Below are 17,414 nucleotides of genomic sequence, written 5' to 3'. Positions count from 1 at the left end.
GAAACTCACCTGAAGATGAGATATCCGATAATAAGAGCCGTCAGAGACGATGACGTTGATAGGCCCTAGGTGTACAGTCAGAAATGGCATAGCCGAGGGGTACTAAGTGCTCGAACACTTCTGTAGCCAGCAGCTACCTCCTTTCTTTTTCTTAGACTCTGCCTCTATGTCGAATACGACAGCCGCCGGGTGTGCGAACACGCACCCGGGCCGGGCTGACTTGATAATGGTGGCTTTAGCCCGGGTGTTCACCTCTTCCCATTCCGAACAGAGTCGTTAAGCCCCGGAGCGCCTATGGTACTGCCTTCACCGGCGGGAGAGTCGGTCGCCGCCAACCTTATCATCCAAACTGCCTCGCAGCGTTCCCTCACCGGAATGCGCGAGGCAGTTTGCGTTTATAGCCACCCCCCCCCAGCCCGCGCGTGACCACTGCGCTACGGGCTAGTCCTGCTGACAGTTGCATGTGGCGGGTGGCAGCAGCAGAGTGTGCTGTGCGAGCCGTTGCTTGGTTGCGCGCTTGGACGCTGCTGGAAAATAAACACGTCCTGCCCGATAGTAGGGCAGGACGTGTTTGGATATTGGAATGTTGTCTTCGTGTTGCAGCAGCAGGCGCTGGAGCGACTTATTGCACATGTTTTGTGTTTATCTTCACGGATTCACTAGTTCATCTGCATGGTATTCACATATCCTTGGTTTCTGGTTGGATTGCTGGCAGTGGCAATACCGATAGCTATCCACTTGTTTGAGTTGCGTAAGCCACAGCGGATTCTGTTTTCCAACGTGGAATTCATCCGGGAGGTGAAGCTGGTGACAGTACGGCAACGGAAGATCAAGCATTTATTAGTACTTCTGTCGCGGATAGGGTTGGTGGCGGCGTTGGTATTGTTGTTTGCACAGCCCTATATACCAGCACCGGAGCGAACACAATCTGCGAATTCGGTGGTGCGTGTGGTGCTCGACAATTCACCCAGTATGCAACAAATGGGTGAAAATGACCAATCGTTGCTGGAGCAGACCATTGAGCAGTCTGTGGAACTGCCGTTGGCATTTCCACAGACTGCTCGTTATCAAGTGTGGCCAGGCAAACCGGAGGCATTGAATGCCGCTGCCTACAGGATGCAGGTTGAGCAGACTCAGCCTACTGGACAAGGGAGCAGTCTTACCACGAGCATACGTCAGGCTACGCAGGAGACAAGAAGGACAGCGGGGCCACTGTTTGTATTTTCCGATTTTCAGAAAAACGGATTCTCAGCACTTACTCTGGCTGATCTTGATACTGCCCAGCAACTGTTTCTGGTTCCCGTGGCGGGAAAACTAAGGGCTAACGTGTTTGTGGATAGCGTGTGGCTTGATGATGCCTTTGTACGCTTGGGAAGCGACTTGAATTTGCGGGTACGGCTGCGCAACGGAGGTCAGCAGGCGGCCGAAAACTGTCAGACGAAAGTATTCATCGGGAAGCAGCAGGCGGCCTCGTTCCGGGTTACGGTGCCGGCCCAGCAGGCGGTAACAACGTCAGCCCGCATCCGGCTGATGGAATCGGGCGTGCAGGCGTGCCGGGTGGAAGTGGAAGATTATCCGGTGGACTTTGATAATGCCTACTATTTTACCCTGCAGCCTGCACAACAGATTCAGATAACAGAAGTCGGCACCGAGACGAAGCTAGGGGCCTTGTATGCGAATGAGCCGCTGTTTGCCTATCAGTTTACTGCCGCGCAGGCAGCGGATTACCGTAAATTATCGGCTGCCAACCTGCTGGTGCTACGGGAGGCGCCAGTGGTGGGAGCCGGGTTGCGCGAAAACCTGCGGCGGGCAGTACAGCAGGGGGCCACGCTAGTGGTTGTGCCTTCCGCTGTATCGAGTAGCCGGGAGTCGTACGGGCAGCTTTTCAGAGAACTGGGTCTGGGACCGGTTCAATGGCAGCCTACTGCTCCAACGCCACCCGTGTTGCAGGATATTGCGCTACCAAATGCGCAGAATCCGTTTTTCCAGGACGTTTTTGCGGGAGTAAATCCCCGGGCAGGCATGCCCAAAGCCGCTCCGGTGCTGCGGTGGGCGCGTTCAGGAACTGACGTACTGCGCCTGCGCGACGGGGAAAATTACCTGGCGGGCTTCCCGAGCGGTAAGGGACAGGTATATGTGTTTTCGGCTCCGTTTAGTGCGCCTTATTCCGATTTTGCCCAACACCCACTGTTTGTACCCGTGTTGTACCGACTGGCCATGCAGAGCTACCGGCAAGAGCAGCAACCGGCCTACCGGCTCAACCAAGGCGTAGTGAATCTGCGGATAGCGCTAGGAGCAGGTAGTGCCAGTGAGCCAGCGTATCGGTTGGTGCAGGATAGCCTGATCTATATTCCCGTGCAGCAGCAACTAAATGGAATGTTCCGGCTGGAAGTGCCGCCCGGAATGCGGCAGCCGGGGTTCTACAACCTACAAACCAAGGGTAAAACGGTTGCTACGTTGGCCTTCAACCTCGACAAGCGGGAATCGGACCTACGGAGCTATTCGGCAGCGGAGTTGCGGCAGCTGATTGGGCCGAACCGGTCCAATGTGCAGGTGTACGAAACCGGACAGGGCCAGACCGTAGCAGCTCGGTATAAGGCGCAGCGCGTAGGCGTGCCGTTGTGGCGGTACTGCCTGTGGGCCGCCCTAGGCTTTTTGCTGCTGGAAGGGTTGCTGCTGCGGTGGAACCGCCGGACGGTACCAGTAGCCGCGCCGGCAGTGGCCGCCTGAGGCGGCATATTGCGGAGTTCGGGCGTATCTTGCCGCCTTATCAGCTTTTGGCTTTGGAATCTACTCCCTCAACTCCCAACCCCGTGCTGCGCACGGCGGTACTGTGCGGGGCCGTAACAGGGGCCTTGTGCGTGGCCTGGGTCCTGTTTCTGTACTTAACCGACAACAACCCCTACGGCCCTAAGCGCACCTTGGCCGATTTCTTCACCCCCATTGCGGCAGTGGTTAGTCAGATACTGCTGCGGCGATATTACGTGCTCGAGGGGCCGGGCCTAGGCAAAGCCATTGGCGTGGGAATGCTTACATCCCTGGTAACGGCCATAGTGGCGGCAGCGGGCATGTACACCTTCTCGCGCCTGACCGGGCCGGGGCTGATTGAGCAGCATCTCACGGAAGCCCGGCAACTGCTGGAAGCTACCAAAGCCATGTACCTTAAGGAGGCCAACGGCGCCCAGCAGTACGCGGCCACCCTGCGCAACCTTGCTCGCACACCGGAGGGGTTTGCGCAGGATGAGCTGTTCAAGAAAAGCTTTATCGGGGTGTTGCTGAGTATTCCGGTTGGCGTGTTTTTGCGGAAATAATCTACCTTCCCGCATTCATTCACCTAACCTGTTCTCCGCTATGGAACACACGTCTACGCCTGCCGTTACTCCCGCTTCCGTTGGTATTCGCTACGGTTTGCTAACCGGCCTTGTCACCGTCATCTACTCTTTTGTGCTGAAGGCGGCCGATCTGGAGCAGAAACCAGTGATGGGATTCCTGACGTTTGGTATTCTGATTGGGGGTATTGTTCTGGCGCACAAGTTTTACAAGCAGCACAACGGCGGCTTCATGAGTTACGGTCAGGGACTGGGTATTGCCACCGTGGCCGGTGCGGTAATTGGTGTACTGAGCGGTATTTTCCAGTACATCTACGTCAATTTCATTGATGCGCAGTACGTGCAGCGCACCCTGGAAACTGCCCGGGCCAAAATGGAAGCTGACAGCAACATCAGTGAGGAGCAAATTGATCAGGCTATGCAGTGGACGGAGAAAATGATGCCTACCGGTCCGATCAGCATTGTGTGGTCGATTCTGGCCACCGCCGTTTTTGCCTTCCTGTTGGCCCTCATCATTTCTGCCATCACCAAAAATACCCGTCCTGAGTTTGAGTAAGCGTCTTTCGCAGCACTTTCCCGTTGAGCTTTCCCTCGTTATTCCCTTGCTCAACGAAGCCGAGTCGTTACCGGAGCTGACCCGCTGGATCAACCGGGTGCTGACCCAGCACGGGTTAACCTACGAGGTGATTCTCATTGATGACGGCTCGACGGATGACTCCTGGGAGGTTATCGAGCAGCTGGCGGCCACCGATACGCACCTGCGCGGCATCCGCTTCAACCGCAACTACGGTAAGTCGGCGGCCCTGAACGTGGGGTTCCGCGAAACGACCGGCCGGGTGGTATGCACCATGGACGCCGATTTGCAGGACTCGCCGGAGGAATTGCCGGAGCTCTACCGCATGATTACCCAGGATGGCTTCGACCTGGTGAGCGGCTGGAAGAAGAAGCGCTACGACCCGCTCAGCAAAACCATTCCCACCAAGCTCTTCAACGGCGCTACCCGCTGGATTTCGGGCATCCGGCTGCATGATTTCAACTGCGGCCTGAAAGCCTATGACAGCCGGGTGGTGAAAAGCATTGAAGTGTACGGCGAGATGCACCGCTACATTCCCGTCATTGCCAAATGGGCCGGGTTCCGGCGCATCGGCGAGAAGGTGGTGCAGCACCAGGAACGCAAGTACGGCACCACCAAATTCGGGCTGGAGCGGTTCGTATACGGCTTTCTGGACCTGATGAGCATCACGTTCGTGAGTCGGTTCCGGCGGCGGCCTATGCACTTCTTCGGGGCCCTGGGTTCGGTGTCGTTTCTGATCGGGATGCTGATTACGCTGTGGCTGGTAGGGGAGAAGGTGTGGCACTCCTGGATTATGAATCTGGCCACCCGCGACGTGACGGCCCAGCCGCTCTTCTTCCTGGCTCTGGTAGCGGTAGTGATTGGTGTGCAACTGTTCCTTGCCGGTTTCCTGGCCGAAATGGTGCAGCTAAACGGCTCCAACCGTAACGACTACCTCGTGAAGGAAAGGCTGAATTTGAAGTAACATTATCTGTCATCCTAAGCGCAGCGAAGGACCTTACCACGCTGCAACGACTGTTTTGATGACAACTCGTTGCAATGTGGTAAGGTCCTTCGCTGCGCTCAGGATGACAATCGTTTTTTACCTTGTAGCCCTATGAACGTAGTGATTATCGGGCCGGCGTACCCGCTGCGGGGCGGGCTGGCCACCTATAACGAGCGGCTGGCGCGGGCCTTCCGCGAGGCCGGCGACGAGGTGCGCCTAGTTACCTTCTCGCTGCAGTATCCCGATTTTCTGTTTCCCGGCCAGACGCAGTTCAGCACCGAGCCGGGTCCTACCGACTTGAATATCGAGGTGAGCCTGAACTCGGTGAATCCCGTGAGTTGGTACCAAGTAGGCAACCGCCTGCGCCGGGAGCGGCCCGATCTGGTGATTTTTCGGTTCTGGCTGCCGTTTATGGGGCCGGCCCTGGGCACGGTGGCCCGCCTTATCCGGCGCAACCGCCATACCCGCGTGGTAGCCATTACCGACAACGTCATTCCGCACGAGAAGCGGCCCGGCGACCGACCGCTTACGCGCTACTTCCTTTCGGCCTGCCACGGGTTCGTGACGATGAGCCGCGCGGTGCTGGCCGACCTGCGCCGTCTGCACTTCCGGCAGCCCGCCCTCTACCGCCCGCACCCGCTCTACGACAACTTCGGCCTCCTCAAGCCCAAGACCGATGCCCTGGCCGCCCTGGACCTCGACCCCGCGTTCGGCTACCTGCTTTTCTTCGGCTTCATTCGGGCTTACAAAGGCCTCGATATTCTGCTGGAAGCCTTTGCCGATGCACGACTGGCCCAGCTGCCGCTCAAACTCATTATTGCCGGCGAGTACTACGAAGACGCCGCCCCCTACGAAGCCCTCATCCGGCAGCACAACCTGGAAAGCCGCCTCGTGCGCGCCACCGACTTCATCCCGAATGAGCGGGTGGTAGACTACTTCTGCGCCGCCGATATGGTAGTGCAGCCCTACAAAAATGCCACCCAAAGCGGCGTCTCGCAGATTGCCTACCACTTCAGCCGCCCCATGCTGGTAACCGACGTGGGTGGGCTGGCCGAGCTGATTCCGAACGGGGAAGTCGGCTACGTGGTGCCGCCCACGCCTCAGGCCATTGCCGATGCGCTGGTGGATTTCTACGAGCACCAGCGCGAGCAGGAATTCACCGCCGGCGTGTGGGCCAAGAAGAAGGAGTTTTCCTGGGACGTGATGGTAAAGGCGCTGAAAGAGGTGGCCGGCTAACCGATGAACACTCCCGATCAAGAACGTCGGTGGCCAGTATGGGTAGCACTAGCCGATTTGTATTTAGATACTGAACTGCAGGAGCAAGATTTCAAGCGTATTGCTGCTGTATGCGCGGAGAGCGGTTTTTCGTGGGCTGAAATTCGGCTTATCAACTACAATGAGGTAGCGCCAGCGCTGTGGTTTAATGTGCAAGACATAGCAGGTGAATGGGCTGGCTGGAATGAGCAATGGCTCATAACGCACATTCAACATTCCTACCGAACCGCACCGCGTAAGTGGCTTGGCTCTAAAAGGTTGTGGCAGAAACGGGTAGACCTTTTTACGCAGAAAGCATTGGCCCGCGTAGCCGTTTACTTACGCTAAAGGCACACTCACCCGCACGGCCTCAAACACCTTTTCAGCCGACAAATCTTCCATGCAACTGGTGGGGCCCAGCTTACACGAGCCCCGATAGAAGCACACGCACTGCTTATCTGGCTGCACGATCTGGCCACGGCCGTAGAGGTCGAATTCGTAGGGGTTGAAGATGTTGTTCATTAGGATGGTAGGCTTGCGCAGGGCAATGCTGATGTGCATTGCCATGGTGACCTGCGTCACGATACCGTCCATCTGGTGCATCAAATTGATGAACTGCGGCAGCGGAAACGTGCCCAGGTAAGCCGCGCCGGTTGCGGCGTGCAGGCGTTGGTTGCGCTCCGCCTCCGCCTCACCGCCCAGCAGTACGGGTGCGTAACCGGCCTGCTGCAGTTGGTTGATGAGGGTAATCCACTTTTCATCTGACCACAGGCGCGTGGTCCAACGGTCGCCGCAGCCGGTGTTGAGGCCGATGCGGGGGCGGCCTTGGGGCAGTTGGCTCCAGTCGTAGCCCTTGTCGTCGTGGGTGTCGAACACGTATTCCTCGTGCTGGAACTCGTAGCCGCACAGCTCAAAGATTTCCTGCACGTAGGGCTTCTGGTTCTGCTGGCTCAACTCATCGAACACGCCGGTGAGGTACTTGTGGTTGGCCAGCTCCCCCACGGGCCAGGCCACGCCGTACTGCGGGTGCAGCTGGTAGCCGAACTTCTGGTGGGCCCGGATGCTGCCCAGCAACGCGCAGGCTTCCTTGTCCTTATCGAGGTTGAACAGCAAATCGAACTCCCGCTGCTGCAAATGCAGCACGCTGGTCAGCTCCAGCTTCAGTACTTCATCGATCCAGCCGCCGCTCTGGGGCAGAATGGCGGGCGTGAGCGTGAGCCAGGTGATGCGGGCATTCGGGTACTCCTGGCGCAGCCGCCGCAGCAAGGGTGTCGTCCGGATAACATCCCCGATGGCCCCGAGCTTGATGATGAGGATGCGCTGCTGCGTGGGCGCATACACCGGGCAGTCTTGGCACTGGTAGCCGTACTCCTTGTTGGGGCGGCAGGGAATATCACCGCGGAAGTGGCGGCAGTCGGGATGAACGGTTACGCCGTTGAGGTGGGGCATTGGGGGATGAAAACAGGGGGATGAGCCGGTAAAAGTAGCAGGCTGGCTGCCATCAGCCAATGAAGCCCAAGCAATAGGCTGATAGTAAGGCAATCGAAAATAGCCAAGGAGTAGGCTCAGCCAGCCATTCCCGCTTGCTTCAATGGCTCCGATACCCGACCGCAACGCCGAAACAGAACCAGTAATTGCCAGAACAGCAACCCCAACAATAGTCCGGATTCGGACGTTGGCCGTACGTAGTCAACAATCCACCCCCCCAAACCACCCACTACGATACCCAGTAAGGCAGATGCCAGAAAAGGGTGCCAAACGCGGCGAGGCTGAACGAAGGCCCAGAACAAGTGCGTCGGCTGCAACCACAGCACCTGGTAATTGGTGTGAACGGGAGAATGCAGGGAAATCAACTGAAGCCCTACCAGGAAGCAGCCCAGCAGGCCGGCCGCCGCCAGGAAGCTGCTGTGCAGCACTCGTGGTACCAGGCTGTAACTGGTAGGAAGCAGCTGCGCGAGCAACAATAGCAGGCCCAGGCCAACCAGGCAGAACAAAGGCGTAAACACCTGGGGTGGGCGTGGCGGTAGCGTAACATTCAGTAACGGGCGGGTCTGCTGCACGAAGGGCCGCCCCAACCGGGAAGCATGCGCCAGGGCCCGCTGAAGCTCAAGTGGCAGAAAGAGCCGGTGCTCGAAGGAGGCGTAACGGTCGGCGGGCATACCCAGGCCGATGTTCATGCCGAAAGACACCCAAGGCGCCGGAGCCAGATAAGGTGCCAGGAGCTGCCGGTAACGGATAGCCGAGTCGGCGTACGTGTAGCGGAGCGGTTGTGCCTGCGTTACGCTGCGGAGGTGGCCCAGCAGACGCGTGGTGCAGTTATCGGTGAAAAACTGGTATCGGTAAAATCGGGCCGGTGACTGCAGCGTAGTTTCCAGCTGCTGGTGCAACAGGCGGGCCTCGGGCTGACGCAGTGCTAGCACCTGCTCAGTGACGGCCCGGTTTTCCTGCCGATAGGCTTCCCGGAACTCAGCAAACGAGCTGGCCGACAAAGAATAGCGCAAGTCGCCGCGCAGAAAGCGCCAGTAGAAGTTCGATGTGCGGAAATCGAAGGTGCCGTAGTTGTACACGTGGTCCAAGCCCCGGCCAGGATTGGTGACGCGTAGCGCGGAGTGTCCGAACAAGGCGTACGTTTCGGAGCCCGGCGCGCAGGTGAGCAGGCTGATGGCGAGCGTGTCGTTGGTCACGGCGGCGGCTTCCAAAGTTCCTGCACTCCAGACCCACAACAGGGCCAGAAGCAATAACCGACTACCCGATGCGGGTAGATGGAACGCAGAAACGCGGCCCGACGCCTTTTCCGGAGGTGAATACTGCATAGCTCCAGCGAAGCTACTTGAATCACGCATGGAAAAGATACCGGGCCGCGCTTACGCGGCAAGAAACTGCCGCGAATAGGTGCTACACGCCCACGTAACTGCTGGGCGTGATGGCGCGCAGCTCCTGCTTCACGGCGTCGCTCACGCTGAGGCCGTCCACAAACTCGCTGATGGTGGCTTGGCTGATGGTAGTGCCGGTGCGGGTGAGAGCTTTGAGGGCGTTGTAGGGGTCGGGGTAGTTTTCGCGGCGCAGGATGGTTTGCAGGGCCTCGGCCACCACGGCCCAGTTATCGTCCAGGTCGCGGCGGAGGGCGGCTTCGTCGAGGGCCAGCTTGTCGAGGCCGCGCTGCAAAGCGGTGAGGGCAATGAGGGTGTGGCCCAGCGGTACGCCTAGGTTGCGCAGCACGGTGGAGTCGGTGAGGTCGCGCTGGAGGCGGCTGATGGGCAGCTTGGCCGAGAGATGCTCCAGCACGGCGTTGGCCAGGCCCAGGTTGCCCTCGGCGTTTTCGAAGTCAATGGGGTTCACCTTGTGGGGCATGGCTGAGGAACCCACCTCGCCAGCCTTCACCGTCTGGCGGAAGTAGCCCAGGGAAATGTACTGCCACACGTCGCGCGCCAAGTCAATGAGGATGGTGTTGAGGCGCTTGAGGCCGTCGCAGAGGGCGGCTAGGTGGTCGTAGTGCTCAATCTGGGTGGTGGGGTGGCTGCGCTTGAGGCCCAGCCGGCCTTCCACAAACTGCTGGGCAAACTGGTGCCAGTCGGTGCCGGGGTAGGCTACGTGGTGGGCGTTGAAGTTGCCGGTGGCCCCGCCGAACTTGGCCCCGAACGGCACCTGGCCCAGCAGCTCCACCTGCGCATCCAGCCGGGCCACAAACACCTCCACTTCCTTACCCAGGCGGGTAGGCGAGGCCGGCTGGCCGTGGGTGCGGGCCAGCATGGGCACGGCGGCCCAGCTCTGGGCGCGGGTGGCCAGCTGGTTGCGCACCTGCGCGTAGGCCGGCAATAGCGTATGAATAAGCGCGTGCTGGAGGCTGAGCGGAATGGCGGTGTTATTGATGTCCTGGGACGTGAGGCCGAAGTGAATGAACTCCAGGTACTGGCCCAGGCCCAGGGCCGTAAACCGGTCCCGCAGAAAGTACTCCACGGCCTTTACGTCGTGGTTCGTAACCCGCTCGTGGGCCTTTACGGCCTCGGCATCGGCGGTGCTGAAGCTGGTGTAGAGGCCGCGTAGCTGCCCGAAAACTGCTGCATCAACACCTTGCAGCTGGGGCAGCGGCAGCTCGCAGAGGGCAATGAAGTACTCTACTTCCACCAGCACCCGGTACCGGATCAGGGCCAGCTCGGAGAAGTAGGCGGCCAGCGGGGTAGTCTGGCGGCGGTACCGGCCATCAAGGGGCGAAACGGCGGTGAGCGGAGTAAGCGTGCTGTAATCGGGGGCAGCGGACATACGTAGAGGAAAGAAAATGGCCAGGGACGGGCCAAAGGTAGCGGAAGGCGGGGCGCGGGCCAATCGGGACGCGGGCCTTTTTCGTTACCTTTGCTGCCCGGGCGGCGGCAGGTTCGGCACGAATCTGGCTACGGCCTGCCGCCCCTTCCTTTCTCTCCGATCTGTGCGCGTGACTTCAGCTACCAAGAAAAAAATCGGCCTCGGCCTCGGCGTTCTGGCCCTGCTTCTGCTCATCGGCCTCGGTATTTTTCTCGCCAAGCGCCAACAACTGCTCGATTACGCGCTGCTGCAGGTGAAAGCCAAAGTAGAACGCAAGTTTCCGGTGGTGCTCACCCTGGGCCCGGCCCGCTTCACCGACCTCAATACCGTGCAGCTGGAAGGGGTGAGCCTGACACCCGCTGCCTCCACCGATACGTTACTGCGCGCCCAAGTAGTGCGCGCCTCCCTGAGCGTGCGCAGCCTGTTTGCCGGCCGCCCCGTATTCAGCAACCTCGAAATCGACAGTGCCCGCCTCACGGCCCGCAAAACCCGCAGCGGTGAGGATAACTACTCCTTCCTCTACAAAAAGAAGAAAACCCAACCGGCCGTCCCACGCGACACTACCAAAGGTACCAACTACGGCCTACTCGCCAATCAGCTGCTGGAGGCTACCTTCGACAATATTCCCGAGGAGGCCGATTTCCAGCATTTCCTGGTGACGTACGAAAGCCCCCGCCACCGCGCCCGCCTCACCATGCCGCGTCTGGCCATCGAGGACGGCGACATCAGCGGCCAGCTGACGGCCGTTATCGACTCGGTGGAAAACCGTATGGGCGTGGAAGGGCACATTGACGCCGGCGACTACGAAGTGGATGCCCGCGTGTTCGGGCTGGATAAGCGGCCGGTGGTCCTGCCTTACGTGCAGAGCCGCTACGGCGCCCGCGTGCAGTTCGACACGGTGCGGGTGAGTCTCTCGGAAAAGGATTTGAGCGGCGACGACGAACTGCTGCTGAAAGGCACCGCCTCGGCGGCTAATTTCATCGTGAACCATCCCAAGCTCTCGGATAGCGACGTACGGTTCCCGCGCGGTGGCATTGATTTCGTGATGAAGCTAGGCCAGGCCTCGTTTGCGCTGGAAAAGGGCACCCGGGTACTGCTCAACAAAATGGAGCTGTTTCCGGAGCTGACGATGCGCCGCCTGCCGGTGCCGGAACGGGTGATTGGCAAGGACATCAACGGCCTCACTAACCGCAACCAGCTGCTGGCCGGCGTGCAGGTGAAGCTGAACGTGGAATCCAGCGAAACCAAGGCCAACGACTTCTTCGCCTCTTTGCCCGAGGGTATGTTTGAGAGCCTGGAAGGCACCCAGGCCGAGGGCACGGTGCAGTACCACCTCATGGCCGACCTGAACATGAATCAGCTGGACAGCCTCAAGTTCGATTCGGGCCTGCGAGCCACCAAGTTCCGCATTACCCGCTTCGGCCGCGAAAACCTGAACCAGCTCAACGAGGAGTTCCTACACACCGCCTATAACGACAAAGGCGATACGGTCAAAACCTTCCTGGTGGGCCCCTCCAACCCCGAATACACGCCCTACAACCAGGTTTCCGACTATCTGAAGTACGCCATCATGACGGCCGAGGACCCGCGCTTCATGACGCACCGCGGGTTTATGGAGAAGGCGTTTGTGAAGTCAGCCATCCAGAACCTGAAGGAGCGGCGCTTCGCCCGGGGCGGCAGCACCATCAGCATGCAGCTGGTGAAAAACGTGTTCCTGACCCGCAAGAAAACCTTGGTGCGCAAGGCCGAGGAGGCGCTGATTGTCTGGATTATCGAAAACACCCGCTTAGCTACCAAGGAGCGGATGCTGGAAGTGTACCTGAACATTATTGAGTGGGGCCCGAAGATTTACGGCGTACACGAGGCGGCCGAATTCTACTTTGCCAAGGAGCCGCGCAACCTGAATCTGTCGGAAAGCCTGTTCTTGGCCAGCATTGTGCCGCGCCCCAAATACTACCGCAACGGTTTCAACCAGTACGGCGAGATGCGCGTGAGCGGGCGGTACTTCCACCGCCTGATTGCCCAGCTGATGGCCCGCAAAGGCTACATTTCGCAGAGCGAGTACGAGAACGTGGGCACCTCCGTGAACTTCCAAGGACCCGCCCGCCAGTACATCGTGCGGGCCACCCGCGACACGGTCCGCACCACCGTCGCGGCCGATTCGTCGCAGTACGAGCCTTTGAATCTGATTGACCTGCTCGGCGGCGACACGGCCCCCGACGCCGGCGTAAACACCAACCAGCCCGCCCCGCCCACCACCCCGCCAACGGGGAATTAGGAGGGAGTAAAAGAGAGAAAGTAAAAAGTCAAAGCCCGTTCTCCTTATGAGGAGAACGGGCTTTGACTTTTTACTTTCTCTCTTTTACTCCCTCTTCTGCCTCCTTCTTCGGAAACAGCAACGACAGCCCAACGGAACCGGTCAGAATCAGGCCGACGACACCCAAGGAAATGCCCATCGGGATGTGCAGAAACTCGGTGGCCAGTAGCTTGCCGCCGATGAAGATGAGGATGAGCGAGAGGCCGTAGTGCAGGTAGTGAAACAGCCGCATGAGGCTTTCCAGCGCGAAATACAACGCCCGCAGCCCCAGCAGGGCAAATACGTTGCTGGTGTACACGATGAACGTGTCGCGCGAAACGGCCAGGATGGCGGGGATGGAGTCGGCGGCAAACACGACGTCGGTGGTTTCCACCATCACCAGTACCACCAGCAGGGGCGTGGCAAACAGCATCCCGTTCTGGCGCACGAAAAACCGTCCTTCGTGCAGGCGGTTGGTGATGGGCAAATGGCGGCTCAGGAACTTGACCACCGGGTTGTTGTCGGGGTCGATTTCCGGCTCGCCGCCGCTGGTGGCCATCTTCACGCCGGTGTACACTAGGAACGCGCCCAGCACGTACAGCAGGAAGTGGAACTTTGCTAGCAGTGCCGCCCCAGCCAAAATGAAGGCCGCTCGCAGCACCAAAGCCCCGATAATGCCCCAGAACAGAATCTTGTGCTGATACTGCGGCGGTACCTTGAAGTAGGTGAAAATGAGCAGGAATACGAACAGGTTGTCCACGCTCAATGACTTCTCAATGAGGTAGCCCGTCAGGAATTCCAGGGCCGCCTGCTTGCCCATCCAGTGGTACACGGCATAGTTGAAGCTCAGTGAGAGGGCAATCCAGAACGCGCTCCAGCCCAGGGCTTCCCGCATGCGCACTACGTGCGCCTTGCGGTTGAACACGAGCAAATCGAGGAGCAACAGGGCCACCACGCCCACATTGAAGCCAACCCAGAACAGCGGGGATATTTCCATCGGGGTAAGATACGTGACCCGCTGAAAAAGAACGCCCTGAAGTTTCGTGGCCAGTGGCTACAAAACTTCAGGGCTCCGCAATCAGGTGATTTTGGCTGTTTGCTACTCGGAGGTAGCCGGTAAGGCTGCCAGGGCCGGAGCGGTATCTACCCGCTCAAACTGCCGGAACCAGCTGTGGATTTTCATTTGCAGCACCCCGAAAAAGGCTTCTTTTACGATGCCTTTGCTCATTTTGGAAGAGCCCCGGGTGCGGTCGGTGAAGATGATGGGCACTTCCTTGAGCCGGAAGCCGTACTTGTAGGCCAGCCATTTCATCTCAATCTGGAAGGCGTAGCCCACAAACCGGATCTGGTCGAGCGGAATGGTGCGCAGTACGCGGGCCGTGTAGCACTTGAAGCCGGCCGTCGCGTCACGGATGGGCATGCGGGTAATCAGGCGCACGTAGGCCGAGGCAAAATACGACATCAGCACCCGGTCCATCGGCCAGTTCACCACGTTCACACCCTGAATGTAGCGGGACCCAATGGCCAGGTCGTAGCCTTGGTGGGCACAGGCGTCGTAGAGGCGGATGAGGTCGTCGGGGTTGTGGGAGAAGTCGGCATCCATCTCAAACACGTACTCGTAGCCATGAGCCAACGCCCAGCGGAAGCCGTGAATGTAGGCCGTACCCAGGCCCAGCTTGCCCGCCCGCTCTTCCAGAAACAGACGGCCCGCAAACTCGCTCATCAGCCCGCGCACGATGGCGGCGGTACCGTCGGGCGAACCGTCGTCGATGATGAGCACATCAAACGCCTGCGGCAGCGAGAAAACCTTGCGGATGATCAGCTCCGCGTTTTCTCGCTCATTATAGGTCGGTATCAGGACAACCCCGTCATTCATTCCCGCAAAGGTAGAAGTTTGTTTTAGTGTACCGTCGCAAATAACGAGGCCCGTTGCCGGGGATTTTCACCGTAAAGCAAGGATGCGAAAACAGGGGCAACGGTTGCCGAAGCACGGTGTCGCTTTCCATAACACTCCGTCACCGGAATCTGGTTTACGATAAAGCTATTTTCTGCAACACCCTCACTACCGGGCGGCAAGCATGGTGGCCAGCTGCCGGGCGTGGCGGATGCAATCGGGTACGCCCACGCCGGCCCGCCAGTTGGCCGTGACGTACAGACCCTGGGCCGCCAAGGTATCGGCGGCGGTATGAGCGGCCGGAATGCGTGCATCGAACTGCGGAATGGCCCGCTCCCAGTAGTAGCGGTACTGCCATACCGGCGCGACCCCGGCCCGGATGCCGTAGAAGCGGCTCAGCTCCTGATGCACGGCGGCTTTCTGCTTGGCCTCGGGCTGGCGGGCCTCGGCCTCGTACTGGCTGCCGCCCACAAAGGTGGTAAACAGCACTTGGTCGGCCGGGGCGCGGCCCGGGAAGATGGAGCTGGTCCAGATGCTGCCGGCCGCGTAGGGCTGCTCGGCTTTGGGGTGCAGCGCCCCGAAGCCATCGAGCGGATGCGTGACGTCGGCGCGCTGGTAGGCCGTGTAAATAGCCGTCATAGGCGGGTAGTACACCGCTGCCAGGGCCGCCGCAGCTTCCGGGAACTGCTCCTGCAGCAGCGGGGCGGCGGCGTAGGCCGGCAGGGCCAGCACCACGTGCTGGTAGAGGCGCGGGGCGGGGCCGGCCGTAGTTTCCAGCTCCCAGCGGCCATCATCGGCGCGGCGGTGCAGATGGGTAGCGGCCTGCCCGAAGTGGGCGCGGCGCAGCTTGCGGGCCAGCGTATCAGTGAGCGTCTGCAGGCCGCCGGTCAGCGACACGATGCGGCGGCGGCCGGCGGGACTCTTGCTTTTCATCAGCCCCCGGATAACGGAACCGTGCTGCTGCTCCATGGCCGCCAGCTGCGGGAACGTCTTGTAGAGTAGCAGCCGGGCCGGGTCGCCGGCGTAAATGCCCGAGATAAATGGATTCAGGGCATAATCCACGACCTCTTGCCCGAACCGGCGCGTGAAGAATTGGGCCAGAGTTTCCTCAGGGTTAACCGACACGGCCGGCTGGAATAGCTCCCGCACCAGCCCCAGGCGCGCCTTTAGGCTGAAAAACGAGCTGGTCAGCAGCTTTGGTGGCGAGGCGGGCAGCTGCTGGTAACGGCCCTGGCGCAGCACGTAGCGGTTCTGGCTCACGGCGGCAGCGTCCTGCAGCTGGCTCCCCAGATCCAGCCCTTCCACCAAGTCGCGCAGCTCATCGGAGAGTTGTAGCGAGTTGGGGCCGGTTTCGAGCAGGTAGCCGTCGCGCTGCTCCGTGCGGATGGTGCCGCCCGGGCGGGGGCTGGCGTCAAACAGGTCGTAATCGAGGCCGGCGCGCTGCAGGTACCAAGCCAGCGTGAGGCCTGAAATACCGCCGCCCAGAATGGCAATGGCCATGGGAGGGAAGTGAATGTGAAGAGAGGGCAAAGATACGGCTTGGTCGCCGGAGCGGCGCGAAGGAACATCGACTTCCAAACGACAACAGACCATACCTTTGCCATCTCATCACCTTATCACAACAATGACCAAAGCAGTATTTCTGGACCGGGACGGGGTGTTGAACCAGGAGATAGGGGAGTACGTGTGGGAGGTGGAAAAATTTGTGGTGCTGCCCGGCGTAGCCGAAAGCCTGGCCCGGCTGAAGGCGGCCGGCTTTCACCTCATCGTGGTAACTAACCAAGCCGGTATTGCCAAGGGTATGTACACGGCGGCGCACGTGGCGGCCTGCCACCAGAAGCTGCAGGACGCCACCGGCCACCTCATCGAGGCGTTTTACTTCGCGCCAGGCCACCCCAGCGTATCGGAGTCGCTGGCGCGGAAGCCGGGGTCGTTGATGCTGGAAAAGGCCCTAGCTCGCTTTCGGTTGGAGCCGGCCCACTGCTGGATGGTGGGCGACCGGCTGCGCGATATGGAAGCCGGGCACCGCGTGGGCGTGCGCGGCATTCTGGTGGGACCGGAGGCCCAAGCCGGCTACCAGCCCCACGTAGCCGATCTGGCGGCGGCCACTGACCTGATTCTGGCTGCTCAGTAGCACAACCACACCTAAAGGCCCGGGGCCGCTTTCCAAAGTAGGAAAGTGGCCCCGGGCCTTTAGGTGTGAACGAGAGAAAAGGACGAATTACTGACGCACCGGATTGTCGGCGGCCTGGGCCAGAATCGGCGAAGCTACTTGCGTAGCAGGCTTGGTAAGAGAGTACGCCGGGCATTGACTGCGGCAGGAAGTAGCGCCCAAAGCCAGGATACTACCCCAAAGAAGAAGTTTTTTCATGGTAAAAGACAAAATGATGGGATTTGCAATGTAAGGCAAGTGCTTCACTGTTAACCCCGTTTGTCTTCTAACGATTCCAGGTTATCGAAATTGTTTAATTACGTAGTTATTTTGGTATTGAAAAAATACAAAGGGGGCTTTTATCACACGAGAAAAGCCCCCTTTACCTATATTAGTACGGCCTCAACAGGCCGGCCGACCTATTGCCGCTCGATAGTGCTTCCATGTTGGGCCGTGATAGACGACGAAATGCGCGAGGCATCTTTCGTGCTGGAATACGCCGGGCACTGAGTTTTTTTGCTGCAAGCGCTCAGCCCAAGGCCGGCTACGCAAGCAAGGAGTAGCATTTTTTTCATGAGAGCAACGAAGTAAATGGGCTCAGCCCGGGTATGATAGGTACGGCAGTAAAGGT

15 protein-coding genes, 2 rRNA genes and 1 pseudogene (1 of these 18 only partly in view) are annotated in these 17,414 nt (G+C 59.6%); 11 read left to right on the top strand and 7 right to left on the bottom strand.

Translation table 11 applies throughout. From position 1 onward, the window contains the following. From HSW_RS15985 to HSW_RS24330, 9 genes and pseudogenes are all read left to right on the top strand, one after another. Nucleotides 1-125 (top strand): 23S ribosomal RNA (locus tag HSW_RS15985) (it extends 2,782 nt beyond the left edge of the window). 100 nt (nt 126-225) lie between these two features. Then, a 5S ribosomal RNA gene (rrf, locus tag HSW_RS15980) occupies nt 226-337 on the top strand. Between the two features lie 335 nt (nt 338-672). After that, nucleotides 673-894 (top strand): annotated as a pseudogene (locus tag HSW_RS25215) (BatA domain-containing protein); the annotation flags it as partial. Between the two features lie 408 nt (nt 895-1,302). Then, nucleotides 1,303-2,730 (top strand): hypothetical protein, encoded by a 1,428-nt coding sequence (locus HSW_RS15975; RefSeq protein WP_231501306.1) that lies wholly within the window; start codon nt 1,303-1,305, stop codon nt 2,728-2,730. Between the two features lie 53 nt (nt 2,731-2,783). Then, nucleotides 2,784-3,311 (top strand): DUF4199 domain-containing protein, encoded by a 528-nt coding sequence (locus HSW_RS15970; RefSeq protein WP_197031890.1) that lies wholly within the window; start codon nt 2,784-2,786, stop codon nt 3,309-3,311. A gap of 40 nt (nt 3,312-3,351) precedes the next feature. Beyond that, nucleotides 3,352-3,885, top strand: coding sequence for a DUF4199 domain-containing protein (locus HSW_RS15965; RefSeq protein WP_044002731.1), 534 nt, complete (start codon nt 3,352-3,354; stop codon nt 3,883-3,885). Next, nucleotides 3,878-4,867 (top strand): glycosyltransferase family 2 protein, encoded by a 990-nt coding sequence (locus HSW_RS15960; protein WP_044002730.1) that lies wholly within the window; start codon nt 3,878-3,880, stop codon nt 4,865-4,867. Before HSW_RS15965 ends, HSW_RS15960 begins: the two co-directional genes overlap by 8 nt. Nucleotides 4,868-4,999: 132 nt before the next feature. Further along, on the top strand, nt 5,000-6,124 hold the full coding sequence (locus tag HSW_RS15955; RefSeq protein WP_044002729.1) for a glycosyltransferase: 1,125 nt from the start codon (nt 5,000-5,002) through the stop codon (nt 6,122-6,124). Between the two features lie 3 nt (nt 6,125-6,127). Continuing rightward, on the top strand, nt 6,128-6,490 hold the full coding sequence (locus tag HSW_RS24330) for a DUF7079 family protein (RefSeq protein WP_071883128.1): 363 nt from the start codon (nt 6,128-6,130) through the stop codon (nt 6,488-6,490). Here the strand turns inward: HSW_RS24330 and HSW_RS15950 are convergent. From HSW_RS15950 to purB, 3 genes are all read right to left on the bottom strand, one after another. Beyond that, on the bottom strand, nt 6,482-7,591 hold the full coding sequence (locus HSW_RS15950) for a glycosyltransferase family 9 protein (RefSeq protein WP_052346525.1): 1,110 nt from the start codon (nt 7,589-7,591) through the stop codon (nt 6,482-6,484). The two genes, HSW_RS24330 and HSW_RS15950, sit on opposite strands and share 9 nt — an antisense overlap. A 116-nt stretch (nt 7,592-7,707) precedes the next feature. Further along, on the bottom strand, nt 7,708-8,955 hold the full coding sequence (locus HSW_RS22995) for an Lnb N-terminal periplasmic domain-containing protein (protein ID WP_197031889.1): 1,248 nt from the start codon (nt 8,953-8,955) through the stop codon (nt 7,708-7,710). Nucleotides 8,956-9,037: 82 nt separating this feature from the next. After that, entirely contained in the window at nt 9,038-10,402 is a 1,365-nt protein-coding gene (gene purB / locus HSW_RS15940; RefSeq protein ID WP_044002728.1) for an adenylosuccinate lyase, read from the bottom strand. Nucleotides 10,403-10,565: 163 nt separating this feature from the next. Between purB and HSW_RS15935 the strand changes: the two genes are divergently transcribed. Next, nucleotides 10,566-12,719, top strand: coding sequence for a biosynthetic peptidoglycan transglycosylase (locus HSW_RS15935; RefSeq protein WP_052346523.1), 2,154 nt, complete (start codon nt 10,566-10,568; stop codon nt 12,717-12,719). A gap of 70 nt (nt 12,720-12,789) precedes the next feature. On the opposite strand, the gene HSW_RS15930 is transcribed toward HSW_RS15935, so the two are convergent. The 3 genes from HSW_RS15930 to hemG all read right to left on the bottom strand — a co-directional run bounded on the left by HSW_RS15930 (nt 12,790) and on the right by hemG (nt 16,131). Then, the gene (locus HSW_RS15930) at nt 12,790-13,734 is read right to left on the bottom strand and encodes a TerC family protein (protein ID WP_044002727.1); all 945 of its coding nucleotides are present in this window, start codon (nt 13,732-13,734) and stop codon (nt 12,790-12,792) included. 102 nt (nt 13,735-13,836) lie between these two features. Continuing rightward, complete coding sequence (locus tag HSW_RS15925) at nt 13,837-14,613, bottom strand: polyprenol monophosphomannose synthase (protein ID WP_052346522.1); 777 nt, start codon at nt 14,611-14,613, stop codon at nt 13,837-13,839. A 186-nt stretch (nt 14,614-14,799) separates the two neighbouring features. Beyond that, the gene (hemG, locus tag HSW_RS15920; protein WP_044002726.1) at nt 14,800-16,131 is read right to left on the bottom strand and encodes a protoporphyrinogen oxidase; all 1,332 of its coding nucleotides are present in this window, start codon (nt 16,129-16,131) and stop codon (nt 14,800-14,802) included. Between the two features lie 124 nt (nt 16,132-16,255). Between hemG and HSW_RS15915 the strand changes: the two genes are divergently transcribed. Continuing rightward, nucleotides 16,256-16,765, top strand: coding sequence for a D-glycero-alpha-D-manno-heptose-1,7-bisphosphate 7-phosphatase (locus HSW_RS15915; RefSeq protein ID WP_044002725.1), 510 nt, complete (start codon nt 16,256-16,258; stop codon nt 16,763-16,765). Between the two features lie 87 nt (nt 16,766-16,852). On the opposite strand, the gene HSW_RS24325 is transcribed toward HSW_RS15915, so the two are convergent. After that, nucleotides 16,853-17,002, bottom strand: a complete 150-nt coding sequence (locus HSW_RS24325) for a hypothetical protein (RefSeq protein WP_155833007.1) — start codon at nt 17,000-17,002, stop codon at nt 16,853-16,855. Nucleotides 17,003-17,414: the final 412 nt, after the last annotated feature.

The organism is Hymenobacter swuensis DY53 (genome assembly GCF_000576555.1).
Classification (GTDB): domain Bacteria; phylum Bacteroidota; class Bacteroidia; order Cytophagales; family Hymenobacteraceae; genus Hymenobacter; species Hymenobacter swuensis.
This window is presented reverse-complemented; position numbering and strand designations above follow the sequence as displayed.